General features: G+C 73.6%; 20 protein-coding genes. 6 read left to right on the top strand and 14 right to left on the bottom strand.

Translation table 11 applies throughout. From position 1 onward, the window contains the following. Positions 1-33: 33 nt before the first annotated feature. The 12 genes from OG440_RS40870 to OG440_RS40925 all read right to left on the bottom strand — a co-directional run bounded on the left by OG440_RS40870 (position 34) and on the right by OG440_RS40925 (position 15,059). Entirely contained in the window at positions 34-2,139 is a 2,106-nt protein-coding gene (locus tag OG440_RS40870) for an MMPL family transporter (protein ID WP_331739295.1), read from the bottom strand. 126 nt (positions 2,140-2,265) lie between these two features. After that, positions 2,266-3,051 carry an alpha/beta hydrolase gene (locus OG440_RS40875; RefSeq protein ID WP_331739298.1) on the bottom strand — a complete coding sequence of 262 codons (786 nt, stop codon included), beginning with the start codon at positions 3,049-3,051 and terminating at the stop codon, positions 2,266-2,268. 281 nt (positions 3,052-3,332) lie between these two features. After that, entirely contained in the window at positions 3,333-4,631 is a 1,299-nt protein-coding gene (locus OG440_RS40880; protein WP_331739300.1) for an acyltransferase, read from the bottom strand. Between the two features lie 98 nt (positions 4,632-4,729). Next, complete coding sequence (locus OG440_RS40885) at positions 4,730-5,053, bottom strand: hypothetical protein (protein ID WP_331739302.1); 324 nt, start codon at positions 5,051-5,053, stop codon at positions 4,730-4,732. Between the two features lie 112 nt (positions 5,054-5,165). After that, positions 5,166-6,977, bottom strand: a complete 1,812-nt coding sequence (locus tag OG440_RS40890) for an NAD(P)H-dependent oxidoreductase (protein ID WP_331739307.1) — start codon at positions 6,975-6,977, stop codon at positions 5,166-5,168. Further along, entirely contained in the window at positions 6,974-8,413 is a 1,440-nt protein-coding gene (locus OG440_RS40895) for a dihydroorotase family protein (protein ID WP_331739309.1), read from the bottom strand. Before OG440_RS40895 ends, OG440_RS40890 begins: the two co-directional genes overlap by 4 nt. Beyond that, complete coding sequence (locus OG440_RS40900; RefSeq protein ID WP_331739312.1) at positions 8,401-9,504, bottom strand: acyl-CoA dehydrogenase family protein; 1,104 nt, start codon at positions 9,502-9,504, stop codon at positions 8,401-8,403. The genes OG440_RS40895 and OG440_RS40900 overlap by 13 nt, the downstream gene beginning before the upstream one ends. Then, entirely contained in the window at positions 9,501-10,583 is a 1,083-nt protein-coding gene (locus OG440_RS40905) for a PrpF domain-containing protein (protein WP_331739314.1), read from the bottom strand. The genes OG440_RS40900 and OG440_RS40905 overlap by 4 nt, the downstream gene beginning before the upstream one ends. Beyond that, entirely contained in the window at positions 10,580-12,394 is a 1,815-nt protein-coding gene (gene asnB / locus OG440_RS40910) for an asparagine synthase (glutamine-hydrolyzing) (protein WP_331739316.1), read from the bottom strand. The genes OG440_RS40905 and asnB overlap by 4 nt, the downstream gene beginning before the upstream one ends. 32 nt (positions 12,395-12,426) lie before the next feature. Then, positions 12,427-13,380, bottom strand: a complete 954-nt coding sequence (locus OG440_RS40915) for a cysteine synthase family protein (RefSeq protein WP_331739318.1) — start codon at positions 13,378-13,380, stop codon at positions 12,427-12,429. Between the two features lie 33 nt (positions 13,381-13,413). After that, the gene (locus OG440_RS40920) at positions 13,414-14,202 is read right to left on the bottom strand and encodes an HpcH/HpaI aldolase/citrate lyase family protein (protein WP_406011654.1); all 789 of its coding nucleotides are present in this window, start codon (positions 14,200-14,202) and stop codon (positions 13,414-13,416) included. Beyond that, complete coding sequence (locus OG440_RS40925) at positions 14,199-15,059, bottom strand: TauD/TfdA family dioxygenase (RefSeq protein WP_331739466.1); 861 nt, start codon at positions 15,057-15,059, stop codon at positions 14,199-14,201. The genes OG440_RS40920 and OG440_RS40925 overlap by 4 nt, the downstream gene beginning before the upstream one ends. Before the next feature lie 383 nt (positions 15,060-15,442). Here OG440_RS40925 and OG440_RS40930 point away from each other — a divergent pair, with 383 nt between their 5' ends. The 3 genes from OG440_RS40930 to OG440_RS40940 all read left to right on the top strand — a co-directional run bounded on the left by OG440_RS40930 (position 15,443) and on the right by OG440_RS40940 (position 19,530). Further along, complete coding sequence (locus OG440_RS40930; protein ID WP_331739322.1) at positions 15,443-16,714, top strand: MFS transporter; 1,272 nt, start codon at positions 15,443-15,445, stop codon at positions 16,712-16,714. A gap of 132 nt (positions 16,715-16,846) precedes the next feature. After that, entirely contained in the window at positions 16,847-17,854 is a 1,008-nt protein-coding gene (locus OG440_RS40935; RefSeq protein ID WP_331739324.1) for a class I SAM-dependent methyltransferase, read from the top strand. 23 nt (positions 17,855-17,877) lie between these two features. Continuing rightward, positions 17,878-19,530 carry a thiamine pyrophosphate-binding protein gene (locus OG440_RS40940; protein WP_331739326.1) on the top strand — a complete coding sequence of 551 codons (1,653 nt, stop codon included), beginning with the start codon at positions 17,878-17,880 and terminating at the stop codon, positions 19,528-19,530. Between the two features lie 60 nt (positions 19,531-19,590). On the opposite strand, the gene OG440_RS40945 is transcribed toward OG440_RS40940, so the two are convergent. Further along, positions 19,591-21,171, bottom strand: coding sequence for a 4-hydroxyphenylacetate 3-hydroxylase N-terminal domain-containing protein (locus OG440_RS40945; RefSeq protein WP_331739330.1), 1,581 nt, complete (start codon positions 21,169-21,171; stop codon positions 19,591-19,593). A gap of 195 nt (positions 21,172-21,366) precedes the next feature. On the opposite strand from OG440_RS40945, the gene OG440_RS40950 reads away from it, so the two are divergent. Genes OG440_RS40950 through OG440_RS40960 form a run of 3 tightly spaced genes read left to right on the top strand, consistent with a single transcriptional unit; the run spans position 21,367 to position 24,428 of the window. After that, positions 21,367-22,548 carry an acyl-CoA dehydrogenase family protein gene (locus tag OG440_RS40950; RefSeq protein ID WP_331739333.1) on the top strand — a complete coding sequence of 394 codons (1,182 nt, stop codon included), beginning with the start codon at positions 21,367-21,369 and terminating at the stop codon, positions 22,546-22,548. A gap of 46 nt (positions 22,549-22,594) precedes the next feature. Then, entirely contained in the window at positions 22,595-23,038 is a 444-nt protein-coding gene (locus OG440_RS40955) for an SgcJ/EcaC family oxidoreductase (RefSeq protein ID WP_331739336.1), read from the top strand. A gap of 43 nt (positions 23,039-23,081) precedes the next feature. Further along, positions 23,082-24,428: an FAD-dependent oxidoreductase gene (locus tag OG440_RS40960; protein ID WP_331739339.1), complete on the top strand. Its 1,347-nt coding sequence runs from the start codon at positions 23,082-23,084 to the stop codon at positions 24,426-24,428. A 170-nt stretch (positions 24,429-24,598) separates the two neighbouring features. On the opposite strand, the gene OG440_RS40965 is transcribed toward OG440_RS40960, so the two are convergent. Further along, complete coding sequence (locus OG440_RS40965; RefSeq protein ID WP_331739341.1) at positions 24,599-25,843, bottom strand: cytochrome P450; 1,245 nt, start codon at positions 25,841-25,843, stop codon at positions 24,599-24,601. Between the last annotated feature and the right edge of the window lie 33 nt (positions 25,844-25,876).

Consider the following 25,876-nt stretch of genomic DNA (forward strand, 5'->3'; position numbering starts at 1 on the left):
GTCCGGGCCGCCGGGTGCGGCCCGGACGCCGGGTCACAGTGCGGCGGGCTCGCGGTCGGACGCGGCCGTCGCGGTGTCCCCCGCGGCGGGGGCCGGGGCGGGCGCCGCGGGGCGGGCGGGCCACCAGAAGCGGCGTTCGCCCAGGTCGAGAGCGAGGGCGGGGACCAGGACGGTGCGCACCAGGAACGTGTCGATGAGCACGCCGACGCCGACGATCACCCCCATCTGGGCCATGGCGACCAGCGGCAGCACGGCGAAGACCGCGAAGGTCGCCGCGAGGACGAGGCCGGCGGAGGTGATGACGCCGCCGGTGCCGCTGAGGCCCGCGATCACGGCCTGCCGGAACTCGCGCCGCCGTGCCTCCTCGCGCACCCGGTGCATGAGGAAGATGTTGTAGTCGACGCCGAGGGCCACGAGGAACACGAAGCCGAGCAGGGGCACCGACCAGTCGGTCCCGGAGTAGCCCAGAACGTGCTCGAACAGGAGGCCGGAGGCGCCGAGTGCGGAGAAGTACGAGACGACGACGGTGCCCAGCAGCACCAGCGGGGCCGTCAGTGAACGCAGCAGCCACACCAGCACGAGCAGGATGACCACCAGGACGGCGGGGACGACGGTCCTCAGGTCACGGGCGCTGGCGGTCTCCTTGTCCAGGCTCTGCGCGGCGGTACCGCCGACCAGGGCGTCGGTGTTCGCGCGCAGGGCCCGCACGGCGTCCTTCGCGGCCCGGCTGTCGGGCGTCCCGTCCAGCACCGCGGCCAACTGGGTCAGTTCGCCGTCGGAGGTGGCCGCGACGGTGGTGACGTCGAGGACCCCGGCGGTGTCGCGGGCCGCCTCGGCGACGTCCGCCGCCTCGGAGGTACGGGCGATGACGATCGCCGGGTCGCCCGCTCCGGAGGGGAAATGCGCCGAGAGGCTCTCCTGGGCGAGGACCGACTCCGGCTTGTTCTGGAACCACTCGGACTGGCTCAGGCCCATGCTGAGGCCGAGGGCGCTCACCGCGAGACCGCCGGTGACCAGCAGGGAGACCAGCCAGGCGCGGCGCGGCCTGCGGGCCACCGCCTCGCTGAGGCGCTGCCACACACCGCCGGTGCGCGGCGCGGTCCCCGTCCGCGGCACGAGCGGCCAGAACACCCAGCGACCGGCGACGACGAGCAGGGCGGGCAGCGCGGTCGCCATGGCGAGGAAGCCGAAGACGACGCCGATGGCGCCGACCAGCCCCATCGAACGGGAGGAGTTGATGTCGGCGAACCCCAGGCAGAGCAGGCCGACGGCGATGGTGGCCGCGGAGGCCAGCACGGCGGGCAGGCTGCGGCGCAGGGCGACCTTCATGGCCTCGTGCCGGTCCTCGTGCCGGTGCAGTTCCTCGCGGTAGCGGGCGATGAGCAGCAGGGCGTAGTCGGTGCCGATACCGAAGACCAGCACCATGAGGACGCCGGAGCTCTGCGGATCGACCTGCAGTCCGGCGTGCTTGGCGAACAGGTAGGTGAAGGCCTGGGTGAGGACGGCCGCGAAGGCGACCGCGAGGACCGGGAACACCCACAGCACGGGGCTTCGGTAGGTGAGCAGCAGCAGGACGATCACGATGAGGCAGGTGGCTCCCATCAGGGTGCCGTCGAGGGTGTCGAAGACGGTGAAGGCGTCGGCGGTGGCACCTCCCATGCCGCCGACCCGGGCGTCGAGGCCGGGCGGGGCGTGCGCGGCCGCCACGGTGCGCAGTTCCTCGACCTTGTCGGCCAGCAGGGCCTGGTCCTCGCCGGACAGCGGCACGACGACCATCAGGGCCCGGCCGTCCTCGGAGGCCACCGCGGGCGGCACCTGACCCGACTCGGCGATCTTCGCGAAGGCCGAGCGGTCGCTCTCGACGGCCGCGCGGGCGGCGTCGGTGAGGGGGGCGTCACCGGTGTAGACGACGACGGCCGGCGTCAGGTCGTGGGTGCGGAACCTCTCCAGTTCCGTGTTGACCTGGGCGGACTCGGCGCCGCGGGGCAGGAAGGCGTTGGCGGTGGTGTCCTGCACGTCGCCGAGCTTGCCGGCCAGCGATCCGAGAGCCATCGCGGCGAGCAGCCACACGGCGAGCACCAGCCATTTGCCGCGGCGGCCGCCGGGCACGACGGTCGTGCGCTCGAGCCATGTTCGCATGGGGGGTTCTCCTTCTGGATGGGGACGTACGGCGTTCGCGCGGGCGGCCTCGCCTCGCGCGAACGGTCAGAGCACGGCAGCGCCCGTGGGGCCGCGGCTCCACGGGCGCTGCCGGCAGCGGCGGGCTCAGTTCTCGTAGAACTTCCTCAGCTGGGGAGCCAGGACCGCCGGGTCGACGGCGATGCCCTGGCCGGCCAGGGTGTGGTGGCGCGAGTCCGGCAGCGCGTCGGCGGCGGCGCGGGCGCCGGCGTGCAGCCACGGGTCGGCGTCGCCGCCGTGGACGACGAGGGCGGGCACCTTGACGGAGGCGAGTTCCTCGCCGGGCAGCGAGAAGTCGCCCATGATCGTGGTGTCGTAGGGGAGCGTGTGGGCGAGCGCCTCCAGGCCTGCCCAGAACGGGGCGAAGCGCATTCCCGCGACGGCTTCGGCCGGGGCGCCCATGCCTTCGGTCATGAAGAACTCCACGGCGTCGCCCCGGCGGTCGGTCGCGGCGAGTTCGGCGAGCTTCTCGGTGAAGCCGGCCGGCGGCTTCGGCCCGGTCTCGTCCACGACGAAGGGGAGGTCGTAGACGGCGAGCCGGGTGATGTCCAGGCCGGAGGCGGCGGCCTTGAGCGCCAGGACGCCGCCCGCGGACAGGCCGAACACGTTCGCCGAGCCGCCTGCCTCGGCGATCAGCGCGGCGAGGTCCTCGATCTCCCGCTCGACCGCGTACTCCGGCGCGTCGGCGCTGTCTCCGCGCCCGCGACGGTCGTAGTTGTAGACGGTGAAGTGGGGGGCCAGTTCGGCGGCCAGCTGCGTCATGGTCGGGTGCGCACGTTCGCTGAACGACCCGCCGACCAGGACGAGGGGCTCGCCCTCGCCGGAGCGGTCGTAGGCGATGGCGGTACCGTCGGCGGACTGGACAGTGTTCATTGCTCTCCTGACAGTGAGCGGCCTGGGCGGAGGAGGCACGCGGTGGTGCCGTACCCAGCGTCTCGGGAGCCGTGTGGGCGTCGCATCTTCGAGGTTGCTTTGTTCAAGTCCGCGCGCACACGGCACGGTGGAAGATGCGCCGTCCCCCGCGGACGGCCTGCGGGGCAGGGCTCGCGTGTCCCCCGTGGGACGGGCCGGACCCGCCGTCCGCACACGCAGGACGCCCGGCCGGGTGACCCCGGCCGGGCGTCTGTCGTGAACCGCTCGCGTCCCTCTTCGCCTCAGCGGGTGAGGACTTGGTCCTCGCGGGTCGCGGGGGTGGCCGTCGGGGCGGCGGAGGCCGCCTCCTTGCGGCGGGCCCAGCGGCCGACCGCGGCGACGACCGGGCGCTCCAGCAGGTAGTGGCTCGCCGTCGCCGCGAGGATGCTGCCGATGAGCACCGCGGACATCAGTTCCGGGAAGGAGATGGTGCCGCGCAACTGCTGCATCAGGGCCGGCTGGGTGCCGAAGACGCTGCCCGTCTCGAACCAGAAGTACATGATCGCGAAGTGCCACAGGTAGATGCCGTACGAGATGCGGCCCAGGTAGCGCGAGACGGGGTTGGCCACGATCGCGTCGATGACCCTCGACTTCGCCTCGGGGATCGACAGCGGCATCACGAGCACGTAGGAGAAGGCGAGCAGCAGGAAGTACTGCGTGACGGCCAGGCCCACGCCCTCGTAGTCGCCGTAGCCGGGACGGCCGAAGGGCTGGGTGCAGTTGACGGCGTAGATCGCCAGGGCGGCGCCCCACAGCAGCAGGGGCCGGCGGGCGGCGACGCGGTACAGCGCGGGCCGGTCGTTCGGCTTCATCTCCGCGAGGACGTGGACGACGGCCATCGCCATGCCGAGGACGAAGGCACCGCCCACGGCGAACGGCCACCAGTACTCCTGCGGGTACATGCCCATCTGCGGACGGTGGATCCAGTACGTCCACGCCGCGGACGCGACCGTGACGACGGCCAACGGGATCATCATCCGGCGGGCCTTCGCGACCGGGTCGGACACCCCGCGTGCCAGCCAGTGCATCAGCACGGCCAGGACCGGCAGTGCGAGGTAGTACTGCATCTCGGCCGGGACGGTCCATGCCGGGTCCATGCCGGCTATCCAGGTGTAGTCGTAGACCTGGAGCATCAGGATCGGCCGCAGCACGTACCAGGGGCCGTCCACGGCGTCGTAGTTGAGGAGGAAGACGCAGACCAGGGCGAGCAGGACGTACGCCGGCCACAGCCGGGCCAGGCGCTTGGCCAGGAAGGTGCCGATCCGGGGCCGGGCCCCGCCGGCGAGGGTCCACCGGGCGAACGGGCGGTACAGCAGCATCCCGGACAGGACGAAGAAGGGGCCCAGGGCCAGCGGCCGCAAGCCGGTGAGGAACGTGGCCAGCACCTCGTTGCCGGGCTTGGCGGTGTAGGCGCCCATGACGCCGGCGGCGAAGGAGGTGTGGACCGCCGCGACCCCGAGGGCGCACAGCGCGCGGACGCCGTCGAGCCGCCCGAGTCGCTTTGGTTGCCGGGCCTGTGCCACGGCCCCGTTGGCTTTCACTTCGTCAGAGCTCCTTTGTTGATGGCTCGTTCAGCATGGAGGTGGCTCGATACGGTTGGCCATCTTCTGAAATGCGGTGTCGACCGCACGGTGGAGGTTCAGTGCGCGGGGCGGTGCGGCCGCACCAGCGGGGCCGCGTCGCCGAGGACGGGCGCGAGGCGGGTGGGGTCGAAGTTGACGGCGCTGCACCAGCGGCCGTCCGCGAGCTTGAACCACACGGAGCTGACGATCTCGCCGACGGGGTTCTCGCCCTCGACGACCTCGTCGCCCAGGGCCCAGCCCTCGGCCGTGTGGCTGGTGGCGGCGTCGGGCAGTACGAGCTCGACGACCGGACTGTCCAGCGAGGGGCCGCTGCGCACGTTGGCGTCCCGCCAGACGGGCCCGGGTGTGCTCGGGGCGGGACGGTAGCTGGTGGCGGTCATACGGGTCCCTTTCTGAGGAGGTACGCCTCGCGGATGCGTGCGGGTCGCGGGGGCGGGTGGCCGAAAAGCGGGGCCCGGGCGGTGTGCCGGCCCCGGGCGGGTCGGGCGGCGGTCAGGCGGCGGCGGGGACGGCCCCGGGGAGCGGGGACGCCGCGCGGACGCCGGCCAGCCACAGCACCTGACGGACCATCTCGTCCAGGCGCTCCTCGTCGGGCGCCGCCGGCGCCCGGCCCGGCCCCGGTGACGCGGGCGCTCGGGTGAGCGTCACTCCCAGCGGGGCGGGCCAGCCGCGCAGTGCGTGGGCGATGGTGCGCAGGGTGGTGAGCGTGGCGGCGGCGCCCTGGGCGCCCGCGCCGACGGCGACCGTGCCGATGGCCCGTCCGTCGAGGTGGGGCAGCGGACCGTCGATGTCGTTGACCGCGTCGAGGGCGTTCTTGAGCAGCCCGGAGACGGTGGCGTGGTATGTCGGCGAGACCAGCACCACGCCGTCGGCGCGGCGCAGTTCGGCGAGGTACTCGGCGACGCCCGGATGGCCGGCCGCCAGGCCCGGCCGGTAGGCGGGGAAGTCGAGTTCGGCGCCGGTGAAGACGCGGGCGGTGGCGCCGGTCGCGGTGACGCGCTGGGCGCACCACTGGGCGACCCGGTCCGAGGTCGAGCCGGCCCGCAGGGAGCCGCTGAGCAGAACGATGTGGGGGGCGCTCACGGCTTCGGGCCCTTTCCGTGGGGTCTCGGGACGCGCCGGGGCGGCCCGCAGCGGCGCGGGCCGCCACGCGGCGATGTCGAGAGCGTCGGGGTCCTTGCGCCCGTCCGCTCTCATCCGGGCGTTGCGCCTCGTCTCCCCGGCCCGGTCGGCGCCCTGGTCGACAACGCCCTGGCGGCGCGAGGACAGCACGACCGCGGCGGTGCGGTCCATGCGCGCGCGGGCGTAGGCGGCGAGCGCGGTGGGCACGTGCGCGCAGGCTCTCAGGCAGTCGGTGAGCACGGCGGCGTCCTCGAGCGCCATGTTGGCGCCCTGTCCGAGGGCGGGCACCATGGGGTGCGCGGCGTCGCCGAGCAGCGCGACCCGGTGATCGGTCCAGCGCGGGGCGGGATCACGGTCGTGGATGTCGGTGACGACGATGTCGCCGGGGTCGGCGGCGCGCACCAGGTCGACGACGGGGGGATACCAGCCCTCCATCGCGGCCAGCAGGGCGAGCAGAGCGCCCCGGGGTCCCCTGGCGGGCCACTCTCCCTCGGCGGAGGTGATCTTCGCGGTCCAGTAGAGGGTGTCGTCGCCGACCGGGGCGACGAACAGCTGGATGCCGCGGCCGTTGACGACATGGCCGCGTTGTCCGAGAGCCGAGCCGCGGGTGCGTCCCCGTACCGAGGTGTAGCCCCGGTAGGTGGGGGGTCCGTCGCCGAGCATCCGGCGGCGCACCGCGGAGTTGATGCCGTCGGCGGCGATCAGGGCCTGGCAGTTGGCGGTGTTGCCGTCGGAGAACCGTACGGTGACGTGGTCGTCGTGGCCGGTGTAGTCGTCGACGACGGTGGCCATCCGCACGACGGCGCCCGCGGTGACGGCCTCGTCGAACAGCGCCCGGTGCAGGGCCGAGCGCAGCACGGGCATCTGCGCGGCGGCCGCGCCCGGGGCGGTGGCCCCCACGGGCTCCTCGGCGAGCACGGTCCCCCGCGCGTCCATCAGGACGCGTACCTCGCCGGGGGCGGCCGTGCGTCCGGTGGCCCGGACACGTCTGCCGAGGCTCTCGCCGAGGGCGTCGGCGGCGCTGAGGCCGTTGGGCTGGAGCATGAGTCCCGAGCCGCCCGCCCGGATCCGGGTGGCGCGCTCGATCACGGTGACGTCGAAGCCGTGCGCGGCGAGGCCGGCGGCCGCGGCCAGGCCGCCGATGCCGCCGCCGGCGATGAACACGGTCTGGGGCTGGGTCATGGGTTCGGGGCCTCCGATCCGGCCGCTCGGGCCGATACGTCGCGGGCGGCCGGTGCGGGGCCGGCGGGCGCCGCGTCCAGCAGTCGGCCGTCGTACCTGCCGAAGGAGCCCGTCGCCGCGTCCCACACGGTGCGGCCCGCGCGCAGCGTGCGCTCGACCCGGCCGGTGAAGGTCCATCCCTCGTACGCCGACCAGCCGCACTTGCTCTCCACGTCGGGCGCGGACAGCATCCAGGGCACGTCGGGCGCGAAGAACACGAGGTCGGCGTCGGCTCCCGGCTCCAGCCGTCCCTTGCCGGGCAGCCGGAACAGCTCGGCGGGCCGGGCGCACAGATGGCGGGCCAGGCGCGCGGCGGCCACGTCGGGGTCCTCCTGCGGCCACCGCCTGCGCATGCCCGTCCACACGGCGACCGCCAGTTCCTGCACGCCCGGCAGTCCGGGCGGTGACTGGGCGACGGCGCGGGTCTTCTCGGCGACGGTGTGCGGGGCGTGGTCGCTGCCGAGGGTGGCCGCCTGGCCGAGGTGCAGCGCCTGCCACAGCCGGTCCTGGTCGCGCGCGCCGCGGATGGAGGGCGACAGACGGGTGCGGGCGCCCAGGCGCCGGGTGTCCTGGTCGGTGAACGACAGGTGGTGTCCGGTGACCTCGAAGGTGACCGGCAGTCCGGCGGCCCGGGCCGCGCACACCAGGTCGGCCTCCTCGGCGCTGGACAGGTGGAGGATGTGGGCGCGGGTGCCGTGGCGGCGTACCAGTTCGAGCACCTTGGCGACGGCGACGATCCCGCCGGTGCGCGGTCGGCGCGCCTCGTACTCGAGGTAGCTCCCGGGCTCGCCCCACCAGGCGTCCAGCAGGGCGAACAGCTCGTCGTCCTCGGCGTGCAGGACCAGCTGGACGCCTCCCGCGGCGGCCGCCGCGAACGCCTTCTCCAACTGGTCCGGGTCGCGCACCACGGTCGGCGCGGTGTGGTGGCCGGCCATGAAGATCTTCACGCTGGTGGCGACCTGCGCGTCGAGGTCGGCCAGCAGTTCGGGGCGGGCCGGGTCGAGCCCCAGGTGGAAGCGGTAGTCCACCAGGGTGTGGCCGTCGACGAGGGACGCCTTGGCGTGCACCGCCTCGGGCGCGAGTGTGGGCGGCAGCGTGTTCGGCATGTCCATCACGGTCGTCACACCGCCGCGCACGGCCGCCCTGCTGCCGTGCTCCCAGTCCTCCTTGTGGGTCAGCCCGGGGGTGCGGAAGTGGACGTGGGAGTCGATGAATCCGGGCAGCACGTAGTACTCGCCCGCGTCGAGACGGGCCGCCGAGGCGGGCGCCGAGTCGGCGTCCGCGACGGCCGTGATCCGCCCGCCGGAGACGAACAGGTGGCCGGGACGCACGCCCTGGGGGGTGACCAGTCTGCGGCCGCTGACGACGAGTTCGGGGCCGGGGGTCAGCCGGTCCACGACGCCGCCACCAGATCCCGGCACAGGTCGTTGGTGGGGCCCATGAGGGAGATACCGCGCGCGTCCGCGAGCAGACGGCCGATGCGGGCACCGTCGCGGTATCCCGCCGAGCCGAGTATGCGGGCCACGTCGAGACAGATCTCCTCGGCCGCCTCGGTGGCGTGCAGCTTGCTGTGCAGGGTGGTCAGGCCCGGGTCGGCGGAGGTGCGGGCCCCGGCCCGTTCCACCACGGCGCGGGCCGCCTCCAGCCGTGTCGCCAGGCCCACCAGACGGTGCCGTACGGCCGGCCGGTCCATGAGTCCTCGGGCGCGGGCGTGTGCGACGGCCAGGTCGAAGGCCGCCTGCGCGGTGCCGACGGCCACCGCGCCGAGGCTGGCGCCGCTCTCGCGCACCCCGGCGATGATCAGGGCGGCCTCGTCCCGCGGTCCGAGCCGGTCGGTGTCCGGGACGATCGCCCCGTCGAGGGTGAGCAGCCCGGTCGCGGAACCGCGCATGCCGGCCAGTTCCAGGCCGAGTTCGGGGCGCACGCCCGGGTTGTCGGCGCCGACGAGGAAGAAGGTCTGCCCGGCCGCCCCGTAGCCGCCGGCGGTCGCGGCGGCGGGCCGGGCCGTGCGGGTCAGGACCAGGTAGAGGTCGGCGACGCCGGCGCCGGTGGTGAACGCCTTGGAGCCGTTCAGCAGCCAGGCGCCGTCCGCGCGGCGCTCCGCGGTGGTGGACAGGTTCTGTTTGTCGGCGCCCGCCCCGTTCTCGCTCCACGCCGAGGCGGCCAGCCAGGTCCCGTCGGCCAGCGGGGGCAGCCAGCGGGTCTGCTGGTGCGGGGTACCGCGTTCGGCGATCCGCGCGCTGACGGCGAAATGCTGGAACGCGATGATCGCCACCGACGGATTGACGGCGGCGATCTGTTCGACCACGGCGTTCACCGCGGTGGCGTCCCCGCCCGCGCCGCCGTGTGCGGCGGGGACGGCCGTGGCGAGCAGGCCGCTGGCCCGCAGGGCGGACAGGGCTTCGCGGTCCGCCTCGCCGGCCGCGTCGGACTGTTCGGCCCCCTCCCGCAGCAGCGCGCGGAACGCGGGCGCGAGCTGCGGTCTCATACGGCTCCCGACAGCGCCATGCATAGGGCGGCCTCCTCGGATTGAAGGTGACTCAGGGGCGCCAGGGCGAAGGAGCCCTGGAAGGTGACGCGCTTGTGGGCGACGGAGGACCACAGCAGGGCCCCCGCGCCGTCGTCGGCGCCGGTACCGACGCCGGCCCCGGGCAGGGAGACGACCGCGGTGACCGACGCGGGGCCGCCCGGCGTGGCGATGTCCAGCAGTCCCTCGCCGGCGGTGCCCGCCTCGCGTGTGATCCGCCAGGGCACGGTTCCCGGCACGCGCGCGGCCGTGCCCAGGCAGACGGCTCCGGTCAACGCGATGGTGGGATGCCAGCCGGGCACGGTCAGAGCGCGGGCCGCGATGCCCCCGTCCTCGCCCGGCAGCACCGCCGCGATCTTGGGGAAGGCGCCGCCGGGCGGCCAGCCGAGCTGTGCGGCCGCGGCGGCGCGCAGTGCCTCCAGGCGCCGCAGCAGCTCGCCGTCGGCGGCGAACAGGGCGGCCTGGTCGGGCACCTCCAGCGACCGCGCGTCGACGAAGACGTAGGTGTTGGCGCTCGTCACGAGCGACGCCTCGACGCGTCGGCCGTCCGCCTCCAGCTCGGTGAGGGCGCTTCCCGTGGGCAGCAGGTCGGCCAGGGGCACGGGGCGTGGCTGGACGAAGGTGACGGTGAAGCCCACCTCGTCGCGCTCGACCCGGTCGACCTCGCACACCACGGTGTCGCCGTTGTTGCGTACGCGGACCCGCACCCGGGCGCCGGGCGCCAGCCGCGGCACCATGCCGCCGCGAGCGGCGGCGACCACGGCCGCGAGTACGGAGTGGCCGCAGGAGCCGCGCACGTCGAAACGGTCGGGGGCGCCGGGCAGCGCCTGGACGAACCGGTAGTCGAGGTCGAACATCGGGTGCGCGGACGGCTCGACCAGGGCGATCTTCAGGACGTGGGCGCCCCCGGCGGAGATCAGGTAGCGACGGGCCTCGGTCAGGTGGCTCAGCAGGGCCGCGTCCTCACGCGGCAGCCGGGCGGCGTCCAGGACGAACGTCGGGCAGGGGCTGCCGGCGGCGTAGGCGAGATGGCCGATCACGCCGCCACCGCCACCGCGTGCCGGGTGGAGAAGTGCCCGGCGCCCTGGAACCGCTCCCGCCACACCTCGTGCACGAGCAGCGCCCACAGGGTCAGCGCCGCGGTGTCGTCCGGGCGGTGGGCCTGCGCGTCGAACAGGGCGTCGACGGCGCGAGGTTCGAGCCGCCCGTCGGCGGCCAGCCGGGCGGGCGCGAGCAGGTCGCGCGCGAACGCCCACAGCGGTGTGCCGGGAGCGAGCATCGCCGTGACGGGCAGGGTGAAGGGCTGCTTGGGGCGGTTGAGCACGCTGTCGGGCAGCAGCCCCCGGGCGGCCGCGTACAGGGTCCGTTTGACCTGGGCGCCGCGGATGCGCAGCGGGTCGGGCAGGGCTCGGCCCAGGGCCACGACGGATTGCTGGCAGAACGGCAGCCGTACCTCGACCGACGCCGCCATGCTCAGGTGGTCGACACGGCGCAGGTGGTAGGCGGGCAGACGGTGTCCGAGCTCGAAGCGGGTGACGCGCTCCAGGACGCTGCCGGGTCCGTGCAGCAGATCCTGGCGGGCCGCCCGTGGCAGCGGGTCGGTGTGCCGCAGGCGGTCGCGGTAGGCGTCGGTGTACAGCCCGGCGCGTACCGCGGCCGGGGCGGCGGACAGCGCGTCGAGGTAGGCGGTGGACCAGTCGCCGCCGGCCGCGGCCGTCTCGGCCGCGGCGCGCATCCGGGCGTAGCCGCCGAACACCTCGTCGGCCGCGTCGCCGGTCAGCGCGACCGTGAAGCCCTCCTGGCGCACGGCCGTGAACAGGGCGTAGGTGCTCAGGGCGATGGGGTCGGCGTTGGGCTGGCCCAGGTGCCGGACGGTCGCCTCCAGCAGGGCGGGGAAGTCGGCCGGGTCGATCTCGACCTGGTGGTGGTGGGCGCCGGCCCGGTCGGCGACCGCGCGGGCGAAGTGCTTCTCGTCGAAGGGCCAGTCGCCGCGATAGGCGATGTTGAAGGAGTGCACCGGTCCCCGCTCGGCGGCCAGGGCGGTGACCAGGCTGGAGTCCAGCCCGCCGGAAGTGATCAGGGCGACGGGGACGTCGGCGACCAGCAGCCGGCCGACCTCCTCGCGAAGCCGCTCGCGCACGTCGGCGGCGGCGGCTTCGTCCTGCTCGGGCGGTTCGGCGGTGGCCGGGGCGCGGTCGCGTCGGCGGGGCGTGCCGCCGAGGTCGCACACGAGGGTGGTGCCCGCGGCCAGCACCTCGATGTCCTCGAACATCGTCTGCCCGCCGAAGGGGGTGCGGGTGGCCAGATAGGCGTCCAGCGCCGTGTCCCGCATCCTGGTGCGGATCGTGCCGAAGCCGAGCAGGGCCGGGATCTCGGAAGCGAAGTGCAGGGAGCGGGCGGCCGCGTCCCACCGGTAGTAGAGCGGTTTCATCCCGATCCCGTCGGTGGCCAGCAGCAGCCGGGGCACCTCCCCGCGCCGGTCCACCAGGGCGATGGCGTACATGCCGTCGAGGTGTTCGGTGAAGTCCTCGCCGTACTCCAGGTAGAGGGCCGGGATGACATTGCCGTCGCAGCGGTCGGGGAAGACGTGGCCGCGCTCGCCCAGTCGGCGACGCAGCTCGTCGTGGTTGTAGATCTCCCCGTTGAAGACGGCCTCGACGGGTCCGCCGAGCCCGTACGGCTGTTGTCCGCCGGCCAGGTCGACGATGGCGAGCCGGTCGTAGCCCAGGCCCCAGCCGGGTGCCCGGGACATGCCGGTCGCGTCCGGGCCGCCGTGGCGTTGGAGGGCGGCGACGGTGCACATCTCGTGTGGTGTGGCCGCCGCGTTGAAGTAGCCGTGGATCCGGCACATGTCCGCCTGTCTTTCCGTGAGGAGGCGACGCGTCAGCGAGGCGTCGTCGACAGATAGCGCTCACCGCTGTCGGGGAAGACGGTGACGATCGTGGCGCCCGCCCGGCGGGGGTCCGCGCCGACGGTCCTCGAGGCCCACGCGGCGGCCCCGGAGGACACCCCGACGGGCAGACCGGTGGCGCGCACCACCTCGCGCGCGGTGGCGGCCGCCGCCTCGTCGGACACGGCGACGACCTCGTCGACGAGAGTGAGGTCGGTGAGGTCGGAGACGTAACCGGCGCCGATGCCGGGGATGCCGTGGGGGCCCGGCTCGCCGCCCGACAGGACCGCGGAGCGGGCCGGTTCGACGGCGACGACGTGCACGGAGGTCCGTTCCTTCAGGTAGCGGGCGATGCCGCTGAGGGTGCCGCCGGTGCCCACCGCGCACACCAGGACGTCGACGCGGCCTTCGGTGGCCGCCCAGATCTCCGGGCCGGTGGTGTCGTAGTGGGCGCGGGCGTTCGCCTGGTTGCGGTCCTGGTGCGGCAGCCAGGAGCCGGGCAGGGTGCGCTGGAGCTCCTCGGCGTGCGCCCAGGCGGCCAGCAGTCCCTCCCCGTGCGGTACGAGGACGACCTCGGCGCCCAGTTCGCGCAGGAGCAGGCGGCGTTCCCGGGTGGCGTTGTCGGGCATGACGATGATGCAGCGGTGTCCGCGCCGGACGCTCAGGGCGGCCAGGGAGATGCCGGTGCTGCCGGAGGAGCACTCGATGACGGTGCCGCCGGTGGCGGGCAGCTGTCCTGACCGTTCGGCGGCGCGCATCATGGCCAGCGCGGCGCGGTCCTTGACGCTGCAGAGCGGGTTGAGCATCTCCAGCTTGGCCAGGAGGGTCACGTCGTCGGCGAGGCCCGGCAGGTCGACCCGGAGCAGCGGGGTGTTCCCGACCAGGTCCTCCAGCGACCGGGCGGGGCAGGCCGCCCGGTCGAGCCCCGGGCTTGTCTCTGTGGTCACGGTGTCCCCAAGTCGTCGGCGGTGATGCCCTGTTCAGGCGGCGAGGTGCGCGGTGGCCGCCGCCAGGTGGCGGGCGGCGGCCTCCTGCAGATGGGTGATGTCGCTGGAGACGGTGGCGAAGGTGAAGCCCTCGGTGAGCCGTTCGGCCGCGCTGTCGCCGTCCAGGACGTGGATGCCGCAGGCGATGCCGGCCGCGCGGGCCGCGTCGGTGACGCGGACGAGGGCGGCCTCCAGCGCGTCCGCGGCCCTGGGGTCGCCGAACCAGCGCGCGCCCAGGGCCGCCGACAGGTCCGCGGGGCCGACGTAGACGGCGTCGAGGCCTGCGGTGGCGCAGATGGCGTCCAGGTTCTCCAGCGCCGCCGCGGTCTCGATCATCACGATGCAGGCGATCTGGTCGTCGATCTCGGCCGGCACGGAGCCCAGCCGCAGTTCCGCGCGCACCGGGCCGGCCAGGCTGCGGGTCCCGGCCGGGTGGTGGCGGCAGGCCCGTACGACGGCCAGCGCCTGCTCGGGCGTCTCGATCATCGGTACGACCACGCCGCGGGCGCCGGTGTCGAGGGCGACACCGATGGCGACCGGGTCGGGCGAAGGCACCCGGATGATCCCGGCGGAGCCGCCGCGCGCGTCGACGGCGAGCATGGCCGCCTGCCAGCCCGGCTGGTGCATGACGCCGTGCTGGCCGTCGACGCCGAGGTAGTCGTAGCCCAGCCCGGCGAGGCGCTCGGTGGCGGCCGGGTCGTTCAGTGCGATCCAGTAGCCGACGAGCGGCTCGCGCTCACGCAGGCGCTGGGCGAAGGACACGGGGTCGGGGCGGCGGCTCACTCGCCCTCCTCGATGGCGTAGCTGCGCTTGCCGTCCAGGCCGACGGGCACGTCGCCGGTGATGGAGACCCGGTGCAGCACGCGCCGGTGCCTGTCGTAGTCGTTGACGGCGTAGTGCTGGGTGCAACGGTTGTCGAAGATGAGGACGTCACCGGGCCGCCAGGTCCAGCGTGCGGTGTTCTCCGGGCGCCGTACGTAGGACTGCAGGATGTCGATGAGGGGGCGCGACTCACGCGGTTGCAGGCCCACCAGCCACTGGGCGAAGCCGCCGAGGAACAGGGCGGGCTCGCCGGATTCGGGATGGACCCGGACCACGGGGTGGGCGGTCTCGAAGCGGCGGGCCAGGAACGCCTTGCGGACCTCCTCGCCGCGCTCGGTGCCCAGCCGCGGCTGCTCGGCGTGGTTGGTGTGCACGGCCCAGAGCCGGTCGGCGATCTGGCGCAGCTCGGCGGGAAGGTCCCGGTACCCGGCGGCCGCGTTGGCCACCAGGGTGTCGCCTCCGTACGGCGGGAGCACCACGCTGCGCAGCGTGGTGCCCAGCGACGGGGTGGTGGTGAAGCTGATGTCGGTGTGCCAGTGGTCCGCGCGCTGCTCCTCGCCGTCGACCGGGATCACCTGGGCGGCGGCGTCGACGGTCCGCATCATCGGATGCTTCTGCGTCAGCGGCCCGAACCGGCCGGCGAAGGACAACTGCTGCGCGTCGGTCAGGCTCTGGTCACGGAAGAAGAGCACCTTGTGTTCCAGGAACGCCTCGTGGATCTGGCCGAAGACCGGGTCCGACAGCTCCGTGGAGAGATCGACGCCCGTTATCTCCGCGCCGATACGGCCACCGATCCTGCGTATGTCGAAAGTGGGCACCAGCAATCCTTCCGAACTCGTCAGAAGTCCTCGCCTCCCGGAAGGAACCGCACGGTCCGCCGCCTCGTGCGAAGGAGGGGCGTGGACCGGCCACGGGAGCGATACCGGCAACACGGAGAAGTGGTCGGCCGGGCAGGACGGCACCGAGCAAACCATGGGCCCCCGGTGGCTGGGAACAAACCACCGGCGGGCGTGACGACTTGGCCAACTCGCGCCCCCGCCGCACCGGGAGCGGCGGGGCGCGACCTGTTCAAGTCGTCGGCGCGGGCGCCGTGTTCCTTGCCGGGGCGGCGGCCGGCGTGGTGGGCTCGGGACTCCCGGAATCACCTTGTGCCTCCGCCGCCGCCCCCTGAGCGGGCGGAGTACACGCAGAAGGGCACCCGATGAGCTTCGGCGAGCTGCACCCCAACATCCGGCTGCGCATCGGCGTCGGATTCGTCCAGCGGCTGCTGGCCGTCATGCTGATGCCGCTGCTGGTGATCCGACTCGCGGAGCTGTACGGGGCGGCCGCGGCCGGTGCCATGACACTGGCCGTCGCCGGGGCGGGCATCGCCGCGAACTTCCTCGGCGGCCACCTCGCCGACGTGTACGGACGCCGGCCGGTGCTGGTGGCAGGCGAGCTGGGCGCCACCGTCGGCTTCGGCCTGCTGGCGCTGGCCAACTCGCCCTGGTGGTCCTCGGGGGCGGCGACGTTCGGCCTGTTCCTGCTCACCACCTGCTGCGCGCAGCTGGCCACGCCCGCCGCCGAGGCGATGATGGTCGACGTCTCCACGCCGGAGAGCCGGCCGCTGGTCTACACGATCAACTACTGGTCGGTGAACCTCGCCTTCACCGTCGGGGCGCTCATCGGCGGCTTCTTCTACGAGGGCCACTTCGCCCGGCTGCTGACGGGCGCGGCCGTGCTGAGCGCGCTGACCACGACAGTGATCGCGCGCTGGCTCAGCGAGACCGCGCCCCGCACCGGCAAGGACGTCGCCGCGGGCGTCGGCGCGATGCTGCGCGGCTACCTGGCCGTCGCCCGCGACACGGTCTTCCTGCGGGTGCTGGCCGCCGCCGCGCTCATCTCCTCCGTCGAGATGCAGATCGGCTACTACATCGCCGTCCGCCTGTCCGACGAGTTCCCCACCCAGGTCCTCGCCCGGTTCGGCTCGTGGGCGCCGACCGTGGACGGCGTGGCGATCCTCGGCATCCTGCGGGCGGTCAACGCCGCCCTGGTCGTGGCGCTGGTGCTGTTCGCCAAGAACCTCCTGGCGCGGCTGACCGACCGGACGCGGCTGTTCGCCGGCATCACCGTGTTCACCATCGGATACATGGTCTGGGCGGTCAGCAACTCGGGCCTCGTGCTCATCGCCGCGGCCGTGCTGCTCACCCTCGGCGAGATCGGCGCCGTCCCGGTGCGCCAGGCCCTGCTCGCCGACCTCGTCGACCCGGCGGCCCGCACCAAGTACATGGCCGCCTACGCCCTCAACGCCCGGGTGGGGCTGCTCGTGGCCTCCCTGTGCGTAACGTTCGGCGCCTTCGTCCCGGCCGTGGGCATGAGCCTGCTGTACGGGACGGCGGGCCTGGCCGCCGTCCTGCTGTACCGGTCGCTGCTGCGGATCCGGGCGGAGCGCCTTCGCACCGCCGGGGAACAGGCTTCGGTGCGACTCGGCTGAGACGGGCCGGCGCCGCGGACGTACGCCCTCGGCAGCACAGCAGCCTCGGAGATGCCACCGCCCGGCCGGGCCGCCGAGCATGGTCGCCGCGGGCAAGGCGCCCGGATCCTCTCCCGGATGAGGTGCTGAGCAGTGACGGTGGACATCGCACAGAGCAACACGCGCGGCATTGCCTCGCTCTTCAACTCGGCCGTGGCCGCCTGGGCCATCGCAGCGGCCTGGGAGATCGGGGCGCTCGACGAACTGCACCGCGCCCGCACCCTCGACACCGCCGACTTCGCCGCCCGCCACGACCTGGACGCCCTGTCGACCACGGGCCTGTTCCGCGCGCTGTCGGCGGTCGGCCTGGTACGGCGCGAGGGCGCCGTCGTCACGGCCCTGGACGGCTTCGACGAGATGTACCGCAACAAGTCGTTCTTCCACTGGCTGGGCCGGGGCAGCGCGGAGCTGTTCCAGCAGATCCCGGCGGTGCTGCGCAACGAGAACCGCACCGGCTCCTTCTACCGGCGGGACTCCGCCGCCATCGCGTACGCCTGCCGCGAGATCGACCAGGTCACCTACGCGCCCGCCTTCTGGGCCGCGATGGGACGCGTCGACTTCCCCTTCACCCGCGTCGCCGACCTCGGCTGCGGCAGCGGCGCCCGGCTGCTGCAGATCCTCGACCGCTGCCCCGGCACGACCGGGACGGGCATCGACATCGCCCGGCCCGCGATCGAGGTGGCGCGCGAGGAGGCCGCCGCGGCTGGGCTGGCCGACCGCACCGCGTTCCTGCACGGTGACGTCCTGAGCCTGGCGCCCCGGCCCGAGTACGCCGACGTGGAGCTGCTGACGTGCTTCATGATGGGGCACGACTTCTGGCGGGACGGCCGGCGCGAGAACGCGATCGGCACCCTGCGCCGGCTGCGCGAGGCCTTCCCGTCCGCCCGCCGGCTGCTCATCGGCGACGCCACCCGCACCGACCTGCCCGACTCCGAACTGCCCGTCTTCACCCTCGGCTTCGAGCTCGGCCACGACCTGATGGGCACCTTCCTGCCCACCGTCGCCGACTGGGAGTCCGTCTTCGCCGACGGCGGCTGGGAGCTGGTGCGCACCAACCGCATCGACGCGACCGTCGGCGAGGTCGTCTTCGAGCTGGCCTGACGCGCGCGAGGGAGGGCTTCGCCATGACGACATTCGCGGCGGCCGTCGCCGGCACCCTGGCCGACTGCGGCATCGGGCACGCGTTCGGCCTGGTCGGCGGCGGCAACATCCTCGCCACGGCGGCCCTGACGGCGGCCGGGGTGCACTACACGGCGGCCCGGCACGAGGGCGGCGCGATGGCCATGGCCGACGCGTACTTCCGGGCCACCGGGCGGACGGCCGTGTGCACCACCACGCACGGGCCGGGTCTGGCCAACACGGCGACGGCGCTGGCCGAGGCCGCCAAGAACCGCAGCTCCGTCGTCCTGCTGTGCGGTGACGCTCCCGTGGCCGGAGCACGCCCGCACGACATCGACCAGAGCGCCCTGGCCGCCTCGCTGGGGGTGCCCGCGGTGCGGCTGACGGACCCGGAGACGGCCGTCGCGCACACCGTGCGGGCCGTGCACACCGCGCGCACCGCCCAGTGCCCGGTGGCGCTCTTCCTGCCCGGCGACCTGACGGGCCGCCCGCTGCCCGCCGCGTCCCCGCCCGTGGCCGTGCCGGGACCGCCGCCGGAACCGCGGGGCGCCGGCCGCGCCGACGTCGACGCCCTGGTCGCCCTGCTGGCCGGCGCCCGCCGCCCGCTGATCCTGGCGGGCCTGGGCGCCTGGCGTTCGGGCGCGGGCAAGATCCTCACGGAGCTCGGGGACCGGCTCGGGGCTCTGCTGGCCACGACCGTGATGGCGCACGGGATCTTCGCGTCGAGCGCCTACACGCTCGGCCTGTGCGGGGGTTTCGCCTCCCCGGCCGGGGCCGCCCTGATGGGCGAGGCGGACGTGGTCCTCGCGTTCGGCACGAGTCTGGGGGACTTCACCCTGCACGGCGGGCGCATCCTGGATCCGGACGCCCGCGTCGCGCAGATCGACCTCGCGGGCGCCCGCGCGCCCCGGGCGGACGTGTCCGTGCGCGGGGACGCCGCGTCGGTGGCCGCGCAGGTGCTGGACGCCGTCGACGCGCGCGGCCTCGCCCGCTCGCCGTGGCGGCGGCGGGCCGCCGACGACGGTTCGCTCGGCCGCGCGCGCGGCGGCTGGGCGGCCCTCCCCCACCAGGACGTCTCCGGCGGCGGCCGCGTCGACCCCCGCACCCTGACCCGGGCGCTGGCCCCGCTGCTGCCCGCCGAGCGCACGGTCGTCCTGGACGGGGGCCACTTCATCGGCTGGCCGGCCATGTACTGGCCGGTGCCGGACCCGGCGGGACTGGTGTTCACCGGGGCGGCGTTCCAGAGCATCGGGCTCGGCCTGGCGGGTGCTGTCGGCGCGGCCGTGGGCCGGCCCGACCGCACGACCGTGGCCGCGGTCGGCGACGGCGGGGCGCTGATGGGGCTGCCGGAGCTGGACACGCTGGTGCGGTCGGGCCGTTCGGCGCTGGTGGTGGTCTACGACGACGCGTCCTACGGGTTCGAGGAGCACATGTACGTGCCTCAGGGCGCCGACGCGTCCACGCTTCGCTTCGCCGACACCGACTTCGCCGCGGTGGCCCGGGCACTCGGAGCGCGGGCCGTCACCGTGCGCGGCCCGGGTGACGTGGACGCCGTACGGGAGTGGACGGCCGGGGGCGCCCGGGGCACCCTGCTGCTCGACTGCAAGGTGAGCCGCGGGGTTCTCGCGCCCTACCTGGCGGACCTGTTGGGCCGATGACGGCAATGGCGGCCGTGGGTCGCGAGACCCACGGCCGCCGGCTCGGGGCCGCGGGGGATGTCAGCCGCCGAGCAGTCGGGTGCCCTGCTCGCGCAGGTCGTCGAAGGACTTGAGGTCCGGGACGGTCCAGCCGTCCAGGTCGTACTCGGACAGGCACTGGTCGACGAACGCCTTGTAGTCGTCGAGCTGGCCGGAGGCGGTCTGCGCGAACAGCAGCTCGGTCCGGGTCGCCTCGTGGTTGCCGGCGTAGTTGCGCTCGTACAGCTCGTGCCGGCCGCCGAACTCGGTGCCCACCGCATCCCACAGCAGCTTGAGCACCTTGACCCGTTCGACGGAGTCGACGCCGCCGGAGCCGCGCAGGTAGGTGTCGAGGTAGGGGCGGATGGCCGGGTTCTTGAAGTCCTCGGCGCCGGAGTTGAGGTAGATCAGCCCGCTCGCCACGTCCTGCTGGACGATCTCCTTGATGCGCGGGTAGCCGATCTGCATGAACCAGCGGTAGGCCATGCCGTACTGCGGGTTCGGCAGCACGGCGCCGCCGCGCCACTTGACCGGGTTGCGGGCGGCCGCGTCCGACAGGCCCCAGAAGAGGTTGCGCCAGGCCAGCACCTCGCCCAGCCGGGTCTGGACGCCGCGGAAGTCCTGGGTGCCGGTGATCTCCAGGGCCTTGGCGAGCAGGCCCGCGATGAACTCCAGCTTCACCGCCAGGCGGGTGCAGCCGTGGAAGGTGAAGCGCTCCATGAAACCGGACTGGCCCGAGAACATCTGGATCTTGGCCGTGTCGCCGTAGACGAACACGTTCTCCCAGGGGATGAGGACCTTGTCCAGCACGAGGATGGTGTCGTTCTCGTCGAGCCGGGAGGACAGGGGGTAGTCGAAGGGGCTGCCCATCACCGCGGACATCGCGGTGTAGGAGGGCCGGCAGATGAGTTTCACGCCCTTCGCGCCGGTGGGCACCGTGGCGATCAGGGCGAACTCCTTCTTCTTCACCGGCAGTCCGTAGTGGGCGATGAAGTTCGCGTGGGTGAGCGCCGAGCCGGTGGCGACCACCTTGGCCCCGCTGACCACCAGACCGGCGTCGGTTTCCTTCTCCACGTGCACGAACACGTCGGAGACGCGGTCGGGGGGCAGGCTGCGGTCCACGGGCGGGTGCACGATCGCGTGGTTCCAGTACAGGACCTTCTCCTGCGACTCGCGGTACCAGCGGCGGGCGTTGTCGGAGAACGGCGCGTAGAAGTCGGCGTTGGCGCCCAGGGTGCCCAGGAACGCCGCCTTGTAGTCCGGGCTGCGGCCCATCCAGCCGTAGCTCATCCGGGACCAGGTCGCGATGGCCCGCTGGTCGGCGACCAGGTCCTCGGCGCTGCGCGGGGTGGTGAAGAAGCGGTGGGTGTAGCCCGTGCCCCCGCTGTCGGTGCGCGTGGTCAGGGCGTCTCGGTGGGCGGGATCGTGCAGGGCGTCGTAGAGGCGGGCCGTCATCCGGACCGGGTTGGCGAACGCCGGGTGCGTGGTGACGTCCTTGACCCGGTCGCCGTAGAGGAAGACCTCGCGGTCGTCGCGCAGGCTCTCGATGTACTCGTCGCCCGTCAGCGGCCGCGTCCCCGCTCCGCCCGCCTGGTCCGCGGGTGCATCGTGCTGATCGGTCATGCGCCTCATCGTGGCAGCCGCCGGACGCCGGGGCTTCTTCCCGCGTGCGGCGCTGCGGCCCGAACCGGCGGCGAGGTGCCGAAGTCGCGGCCAGGGCGCGGATGCGCAATCCGGAAGGTGCCCGCGCGGCCCGCCGCGGTGTGAGCTCGCTCCAGCACGACCTGGCTCGACGACGTGTCCCGGGAGGACCCAACGATGCTCACCGCCGACATCCCCACGCGCGCACAGCTGGTCAAGCGCGCGGCCGAACTGGCACCGCTGCTGCGTGAGAACGCCTCGAAGGCCGAGGAGGACGGGCGGCTTCAGGACGAGACGATCGAGGCGCTGGCGCAGGCCGGTCTCTTCAAGCTGCGGGTGCCCAAGCGGTACGGGGGCTACGAGGCCGACACCCGCACCCTGGTGGACGTGGCCGCCGAGCTGGGCCGCGGTGACGGAGCCGCCGCCTGGACGGCTTCGGTGTACTGGATCCCCACGTTCATGGCCTGCCTGTTCCCCGACCACGTCCAGGACGAGGTCTTCGCCACCGAGGACGTGCGCGTCTGCGGCACGCTCAGCCCGTCCGCGCAGGCCGTGCAGGTCGACGGCGGCATCGTCGTCAACGGCAGGTGGAGCTTCGTCAGCGGCGCCCACCACGCGCAGTGGCAGGAGATCATCGCCGCGCAGGAGCAGCCGCACGGCCAGCACCTGCCTCTCATGGCGCTCGTCCCGATGGACCAGCTGCAGATCGTCGACGACTGGGACACCTCCGGTCTGCGGGGCACCGGGAGCGTGTCGACCGTCGCCCGGGACGTCTTCGTCCCGCAGGAGCGCGTGCTGCCGCTGCCCGCCGTCCTGGGCGGCCGGTACGCCTCGCGGATCAACGCAGAATCGCCCGCCTACCGGGCCCCGCTGCTGCCGGTCGCCGCCGCCTCGTCCGTGGGCACCGCGGTGGGGCTGGCCCGTGCCGCGCGCGACGCGTTCTTCGAGCGTCTGCCGGGCCGCACCCTCACCTACACCTGGTACACCACGCAGGCCGAGGCGGCGCTGACCCACCTTCAGGTCTCCGACGCGGTGCTCAAGACCGACCAGGCGGAGTTCCACGCGCACCGCCTGGCCGACCTGGTCGATTCCAAGGGTGCCGCGAACGAGCAGTGGACGCTGGAGGAGCGGGCCCGCGCCCGCGCCGACATGGGCGCCGTGGTCCGGCTGGCCAAGGAGGCCGTCGACATCTTCGCGTCCGCCTCGGGCGGTTCCTCCATCTACCGGGACGTGCCGATCCAGCGGATCACCCGTGACATCCAGGCCGTCAGCCTGCACGCCCTGATGAACCCGAACACCAACGCCGAGCTGTACGGCCGCGTCCTGTGCGGCCAGCAGCCCAACACCCTCTACCTCTAAGCCCTCCCCCCCCCCCGCCCTCCCACCGCCTCACCCCGGAGAAGCCATGACCATCCAGACCGACTCCCCCGAGACCACCGCCTCCGGCGTCGTCGTCCCCGACGAGGACCGGGCCGCCGTCGCCGCCGTGCCCCAGCGCCTGGTCGAGGCCTGGGCCGCCTACGACGCCGACGCCTTCGCCGAGGTGTTCACACCGGACGGGACCCTCATCCTGCCCGGCGTGTTCGAGAAGGGCCGCGACGCGATCCGCGCCTTCGCCGCCGCCGCCTTCGCCGGCCCCTACCAGGGCACCCGCGTCACCGGCACCCCGATCGACATCCGCTTCGCCAACGAGGGGGCCGGAGTGCTGATCACGCGCGGCGGCATCCTGGCGCCGGGCGAGACCGAGCCGGCGCCCGAGCGGGCCGTCCACGCGTCGTGGGTCGTCGTCAAGCGGGGTGGCCACTGGCATCTCGCCGCCTACCAGAACAGCCCGCGCCACGCCGCGTGAGCGCGGCACAGAACTCTACGGACAACGGAAAGGGGTGAGACCGATGGCTGGTCCATCCGGTGCCCGCGCGGTGGTCCTCGGCGGCAGCATGGCGGGGCTCCTGGCCGCGCGGGTGCTCGCCGACTCCTACGGCGAGGTCGTGGTCGTCGAACGGGACGACATCGGCGTCAGTGCCACGGCCCGGCGGGGGGTGCCGCAGGGCCGCCACGTCCACGGGCTGCTCGCCCGCGGCCAGCAGATCCTCGACGAGCTCTTCCCGGGATTCACCGACGACGCCGTCGCCGCGGGCATCCCGACCGGCGACCTGGGCGAACTGCGCTGGTTCTTCAACGGCCGGCGGCTCAGCCCGGGCACCACCGGCCTGGTCTGCGTCTCGGCCACCCGGCCGCTGCTGGAGAGCCGGGTGCGCGCACGGGTGGCCGCACACACGAACGTCACCTTCCTCGAGCGTCACGACATCGTCGGCCTGGTCGCCGACGAGGACGGCGCGCGGGTGACCGGCGTGCGGGTGCAGGGCCACGACGGGAGCACGCCGCAGCGCACGATCACCGCGGACCTCGTCGTCGACGCCACCGGCCGCGCCTCGCGCACCCCCGTGTGGCTGGAGGAGCTGGGCTACGAGCGGCCGAGGGAGGAGCACATCCGGATCGACCTGAGCTACACGACCCGGGTCTTCCGGCTGCGCGACCCGTCGGTGCTGGGCGGTGACCTGTCGATCAACCCGGTCACCTCGCCGAGCCACCGGCGCGGGGCGTTCCTGTCCCGGATCGAGGACGGACTGGTGGTGGTCTCCCTCACCGGTGTGCTGGGCGACAGCGCGCCCGCCGACCTCGACGGCTTCCTGGAGTGGACCCGCACCCTGCCGGTGACGGACATCCACGACGTCATCCACGACGCCGAACCGGTCGGCGAGGGCTCGGTCCTGCGCTATCCGGCCAGCGTGCGGCGCCGGTTCGAGGAGCTGTCCCGCTTCCCGGGCGGCTATCTGGTGCTCGGCGACGCCGCCTGCAGCTTCAACCCGGTCTACGGGCAGGGCATGACGGTCTCCGCGCTGGAGTCCCTGGTCCTGCGCGACCACCTGGCCCGGGGCGAGGTGGACCCGCTCGCGTTCCTGCGGGACATCGCGCAGGTCATCGAGATGCCGTGGCAGTTCTCCGCGGGCGCGGACCTGGGCTACGCGGAGGTGGAGGGCGTACGGACCCCCGAGTGGGAGCAGTCCGGAATGTACATGGCCAAGCTGCACACCGCGGCCGTGGTGGACGGAGAGGTGACGGCCACGTTCATGCGGGTGGCCGGACTCGTGGACTCGCCGGCGGCGCTGATGAGCCCCGAGATGCTGGAACGCGTCGAGCAGGGCTTCCTGCGCGCGCAGGCGACCGCCGCCGCCTGAACCGGCGTCACGTCACGAGCCCGCCGCACGGGATGTCCCGTGCGGCGGGCTCGTCCGTTTCCCGCGGACCGGCCGGGACGTCGGCAGGAGGCGAGGAGGACGCCGGCGCAGAACGGGGGCGTCCTCACACGCGTGTGCGTGTGAGGACGCCCCCGACGGCCGGACGCGGTTCAGGAGGCGGTGGCCAGCGCCGGCACCGTCAGGCGGACCGGCAGGCTGCGGTGGCCGTTCATGATGAACGTCGGCAGCGGCTCCAGCTCCTGCCGCGGCACGGCCAGCGACAGATCCGGGAAGCGCTCGAACAGCCGGGACAGCCCGGTGCGGGCCACCAGGCGGGCCACGCCCACGCCGAGGCAGTAGTGGGGGCCGAACCCGAACGAGAGGTGTTCCTTGTCCGCGCGCGTGACGTCGAAGGTGTCGGGACTGTCCGGGTGCAGCCGCGGGTCGCGGCCCACCGCGCTGTAGTTGACCAGGATCGGGTCGCCCTGGGAGATGGTGACGCCCTCGAGCTCGATGTCCTCGGCCGCGTAGCGCAGCGGGAGATGGGCCAGCGGCGATTCCACGCGCAGCGTCTCGTCGATCACGTCGTCCCAGGTGGCCCGTCCGGAGCGGACCAGCTCCAGCTGCCCGGGGTCCGACAGCAGCGCGGTGATGGCGTTGTCGAAGAAGTTGATGGTGGTCTCGGAGCCGGCGCCGAGGATCGCGAAGATCGTGTCGGTCAGCTCCTCCTCGGACAGCCGCGAGCCGTCCTCGTCGCGGGCGGCCACGAGGTCGCTGGTGATGTCCTCGCCAGGCTCGCGGCGCTTGTCGGCGATGAGGTCCGCCATCGCACCGCGCCAGCCGGCGAGCACGGCCTGGGCCTGCTCGGGGGTGATGGTCGTGTCCACCATGGCGTCGATGACCTTGGCGGTCTTGGCGCGCGCCTCCTCGGGCATGCCGATCAGGTCGGCGACCAGGCGCGCGGGCAACGGGTAGGCGAACCGCTCGCGCAGGTCCACCACCTCTCCCGGCCCGGCCTGCGCCAGGGAGTCCAGCAGCTGGTCGGTGAGTTCTTCCACCCGCGGCCGGAACGCCTCGGTGCGCCGGGGGCTGAACGCCTTGCCGGTGAGTTTGCGCAGCCGGACGTGGTTCTTGCCGTAGGCGGTGACCATGTTGTCCATGGCCACCCAGCTGATCAGCTCCCAGTCGGGCGGTATCTCGCCGTTGCGGAAGGCGGTCCAGTGGCTGCGGGCGCTCTTGGTCACCCGCGGGTCGCCGAGCACCTTCTTGATGACGTCGTGCCCGTTGAGCGACCAGGCCAGGACACCGCCGGGCAGTTCGACCCGGGTGGCGGGACCCTCGGCCCGCAGGACGGTCGCCTCGCCGTGGATGTCCCGCCCTGTGGTGTCGAGGGCGAAGGGGCAGCCTTGCTCCATGGAAGTGTCCCTGTCTGAGGTGGGGTCGGGTGA

This window comes from Streptomyces sp. NBC_00637 (assembly GCF_045161545.1).
Classification (GTDB): domain Bacteria; phylum Actinomycetota; class Actinomycetes; order Streptomycetales; family Streptomycetaceae; genus Streptomyces.

What these genes read in the sequence shown, in the direction of transcription:
- asnB (WP_331739316.1), bottom strand. Translation starts at nt 12,394, where the DNA reads ATGTGCCGGATCCACGGCTACTTCAACGCGGCGGCCACACCACACGAG.
- OG440_RS40940 (WP_331739326.1), top strand. Translation starts at nt 17,878, where the DNA reads ATGACGACATTCGCGGCGGCCGTCGCCGGCACCCTGGCCGACTGCGGC.
- OG440_RS40950 (WP_331739333.1), top strand. Translation starts at nt 21,367, where the DNA reads ATGCTCACCGCCGACATCCCCACGCGCGCACAGCTGGTCAAGCGCGCG.
- OG440_RS40960 (WP_331739339.1), top strand. Translation starts at nt 23,082, where the DNA reads ATGGCTGGTCCATCCGGTGCCCGCGCGGTGGTCCTCGGCGGCAGCATG.
- OG440_RS40965 (WP_331739341.1), bottom strand. Translation starts at nt 25,843, where the DNA reads ATGGAGCAAGGCTGCCCCTTCGCCCTCGACACCACAGGGCGGGACATC.
- OG440_RS40930 (WP_331739322.1), top strand. Translation starts at nt 15,443, where the DNA reads ATGAGCTTCGGCGAGCTGCACCCCAACATCCGGCTGCGCATCGGCGTC.
- OG440_RS40900 (WP_331739312.1), bottom strand. Translation starts at nt 9,504, where the DNA reads ATGAGACCGCAGCTCGCGCCCGCGTTCCGCGCGCTGCTGCGGGAGGGG.
- OG440_RS40945 (WP_331739330.1), bottom strand. Translation starts at nt 21,171, where the DNA reads ATGACCGATCAGCACGATGCACCCGCGGACCAGGCGGGCGGAGCGGGG.
- OG440_RS40870 (WP_331739295.1), bottom strand. Translation starts at nt 2,139, where the DNA reads ATGCGAACATGGCTCGAGCGCACGACCGTCGTGCCCGGCGGCCGCCGC.
- OG440_RS40955 (WP_331739336.1), top strand. Translation starts at nt 22,595, where the DNA reads ATGACCATCCAGACCGACTCCCCCGAGACCACCGCCTCCGGCGTCGTC.
- OG440_RS40875 (WP_331739298.1), bottom strand. Translation starts at nt 3,051, where the DNA reads ATGAACACTGTCCAGTCCGCCGACGGTACCGCCATCGCCTACGACCGC.
- OG440_RS40890 (WP_331739307.1), bottom strand. Translation starts at nt 6,977, where the DNA reads ATGACCCAGCCCCAGACCGTGTTCATCGCCGGCGGCGGCATCGGCGGC.
- OG440_RS40885 (WP_331739302.1), bottom strand. Translation starts at nt 5,053, where the DNA reads ATGACCGCCACCAGCTACCGTCCCGCCCCGAGCACACCCGGGCCCGTC.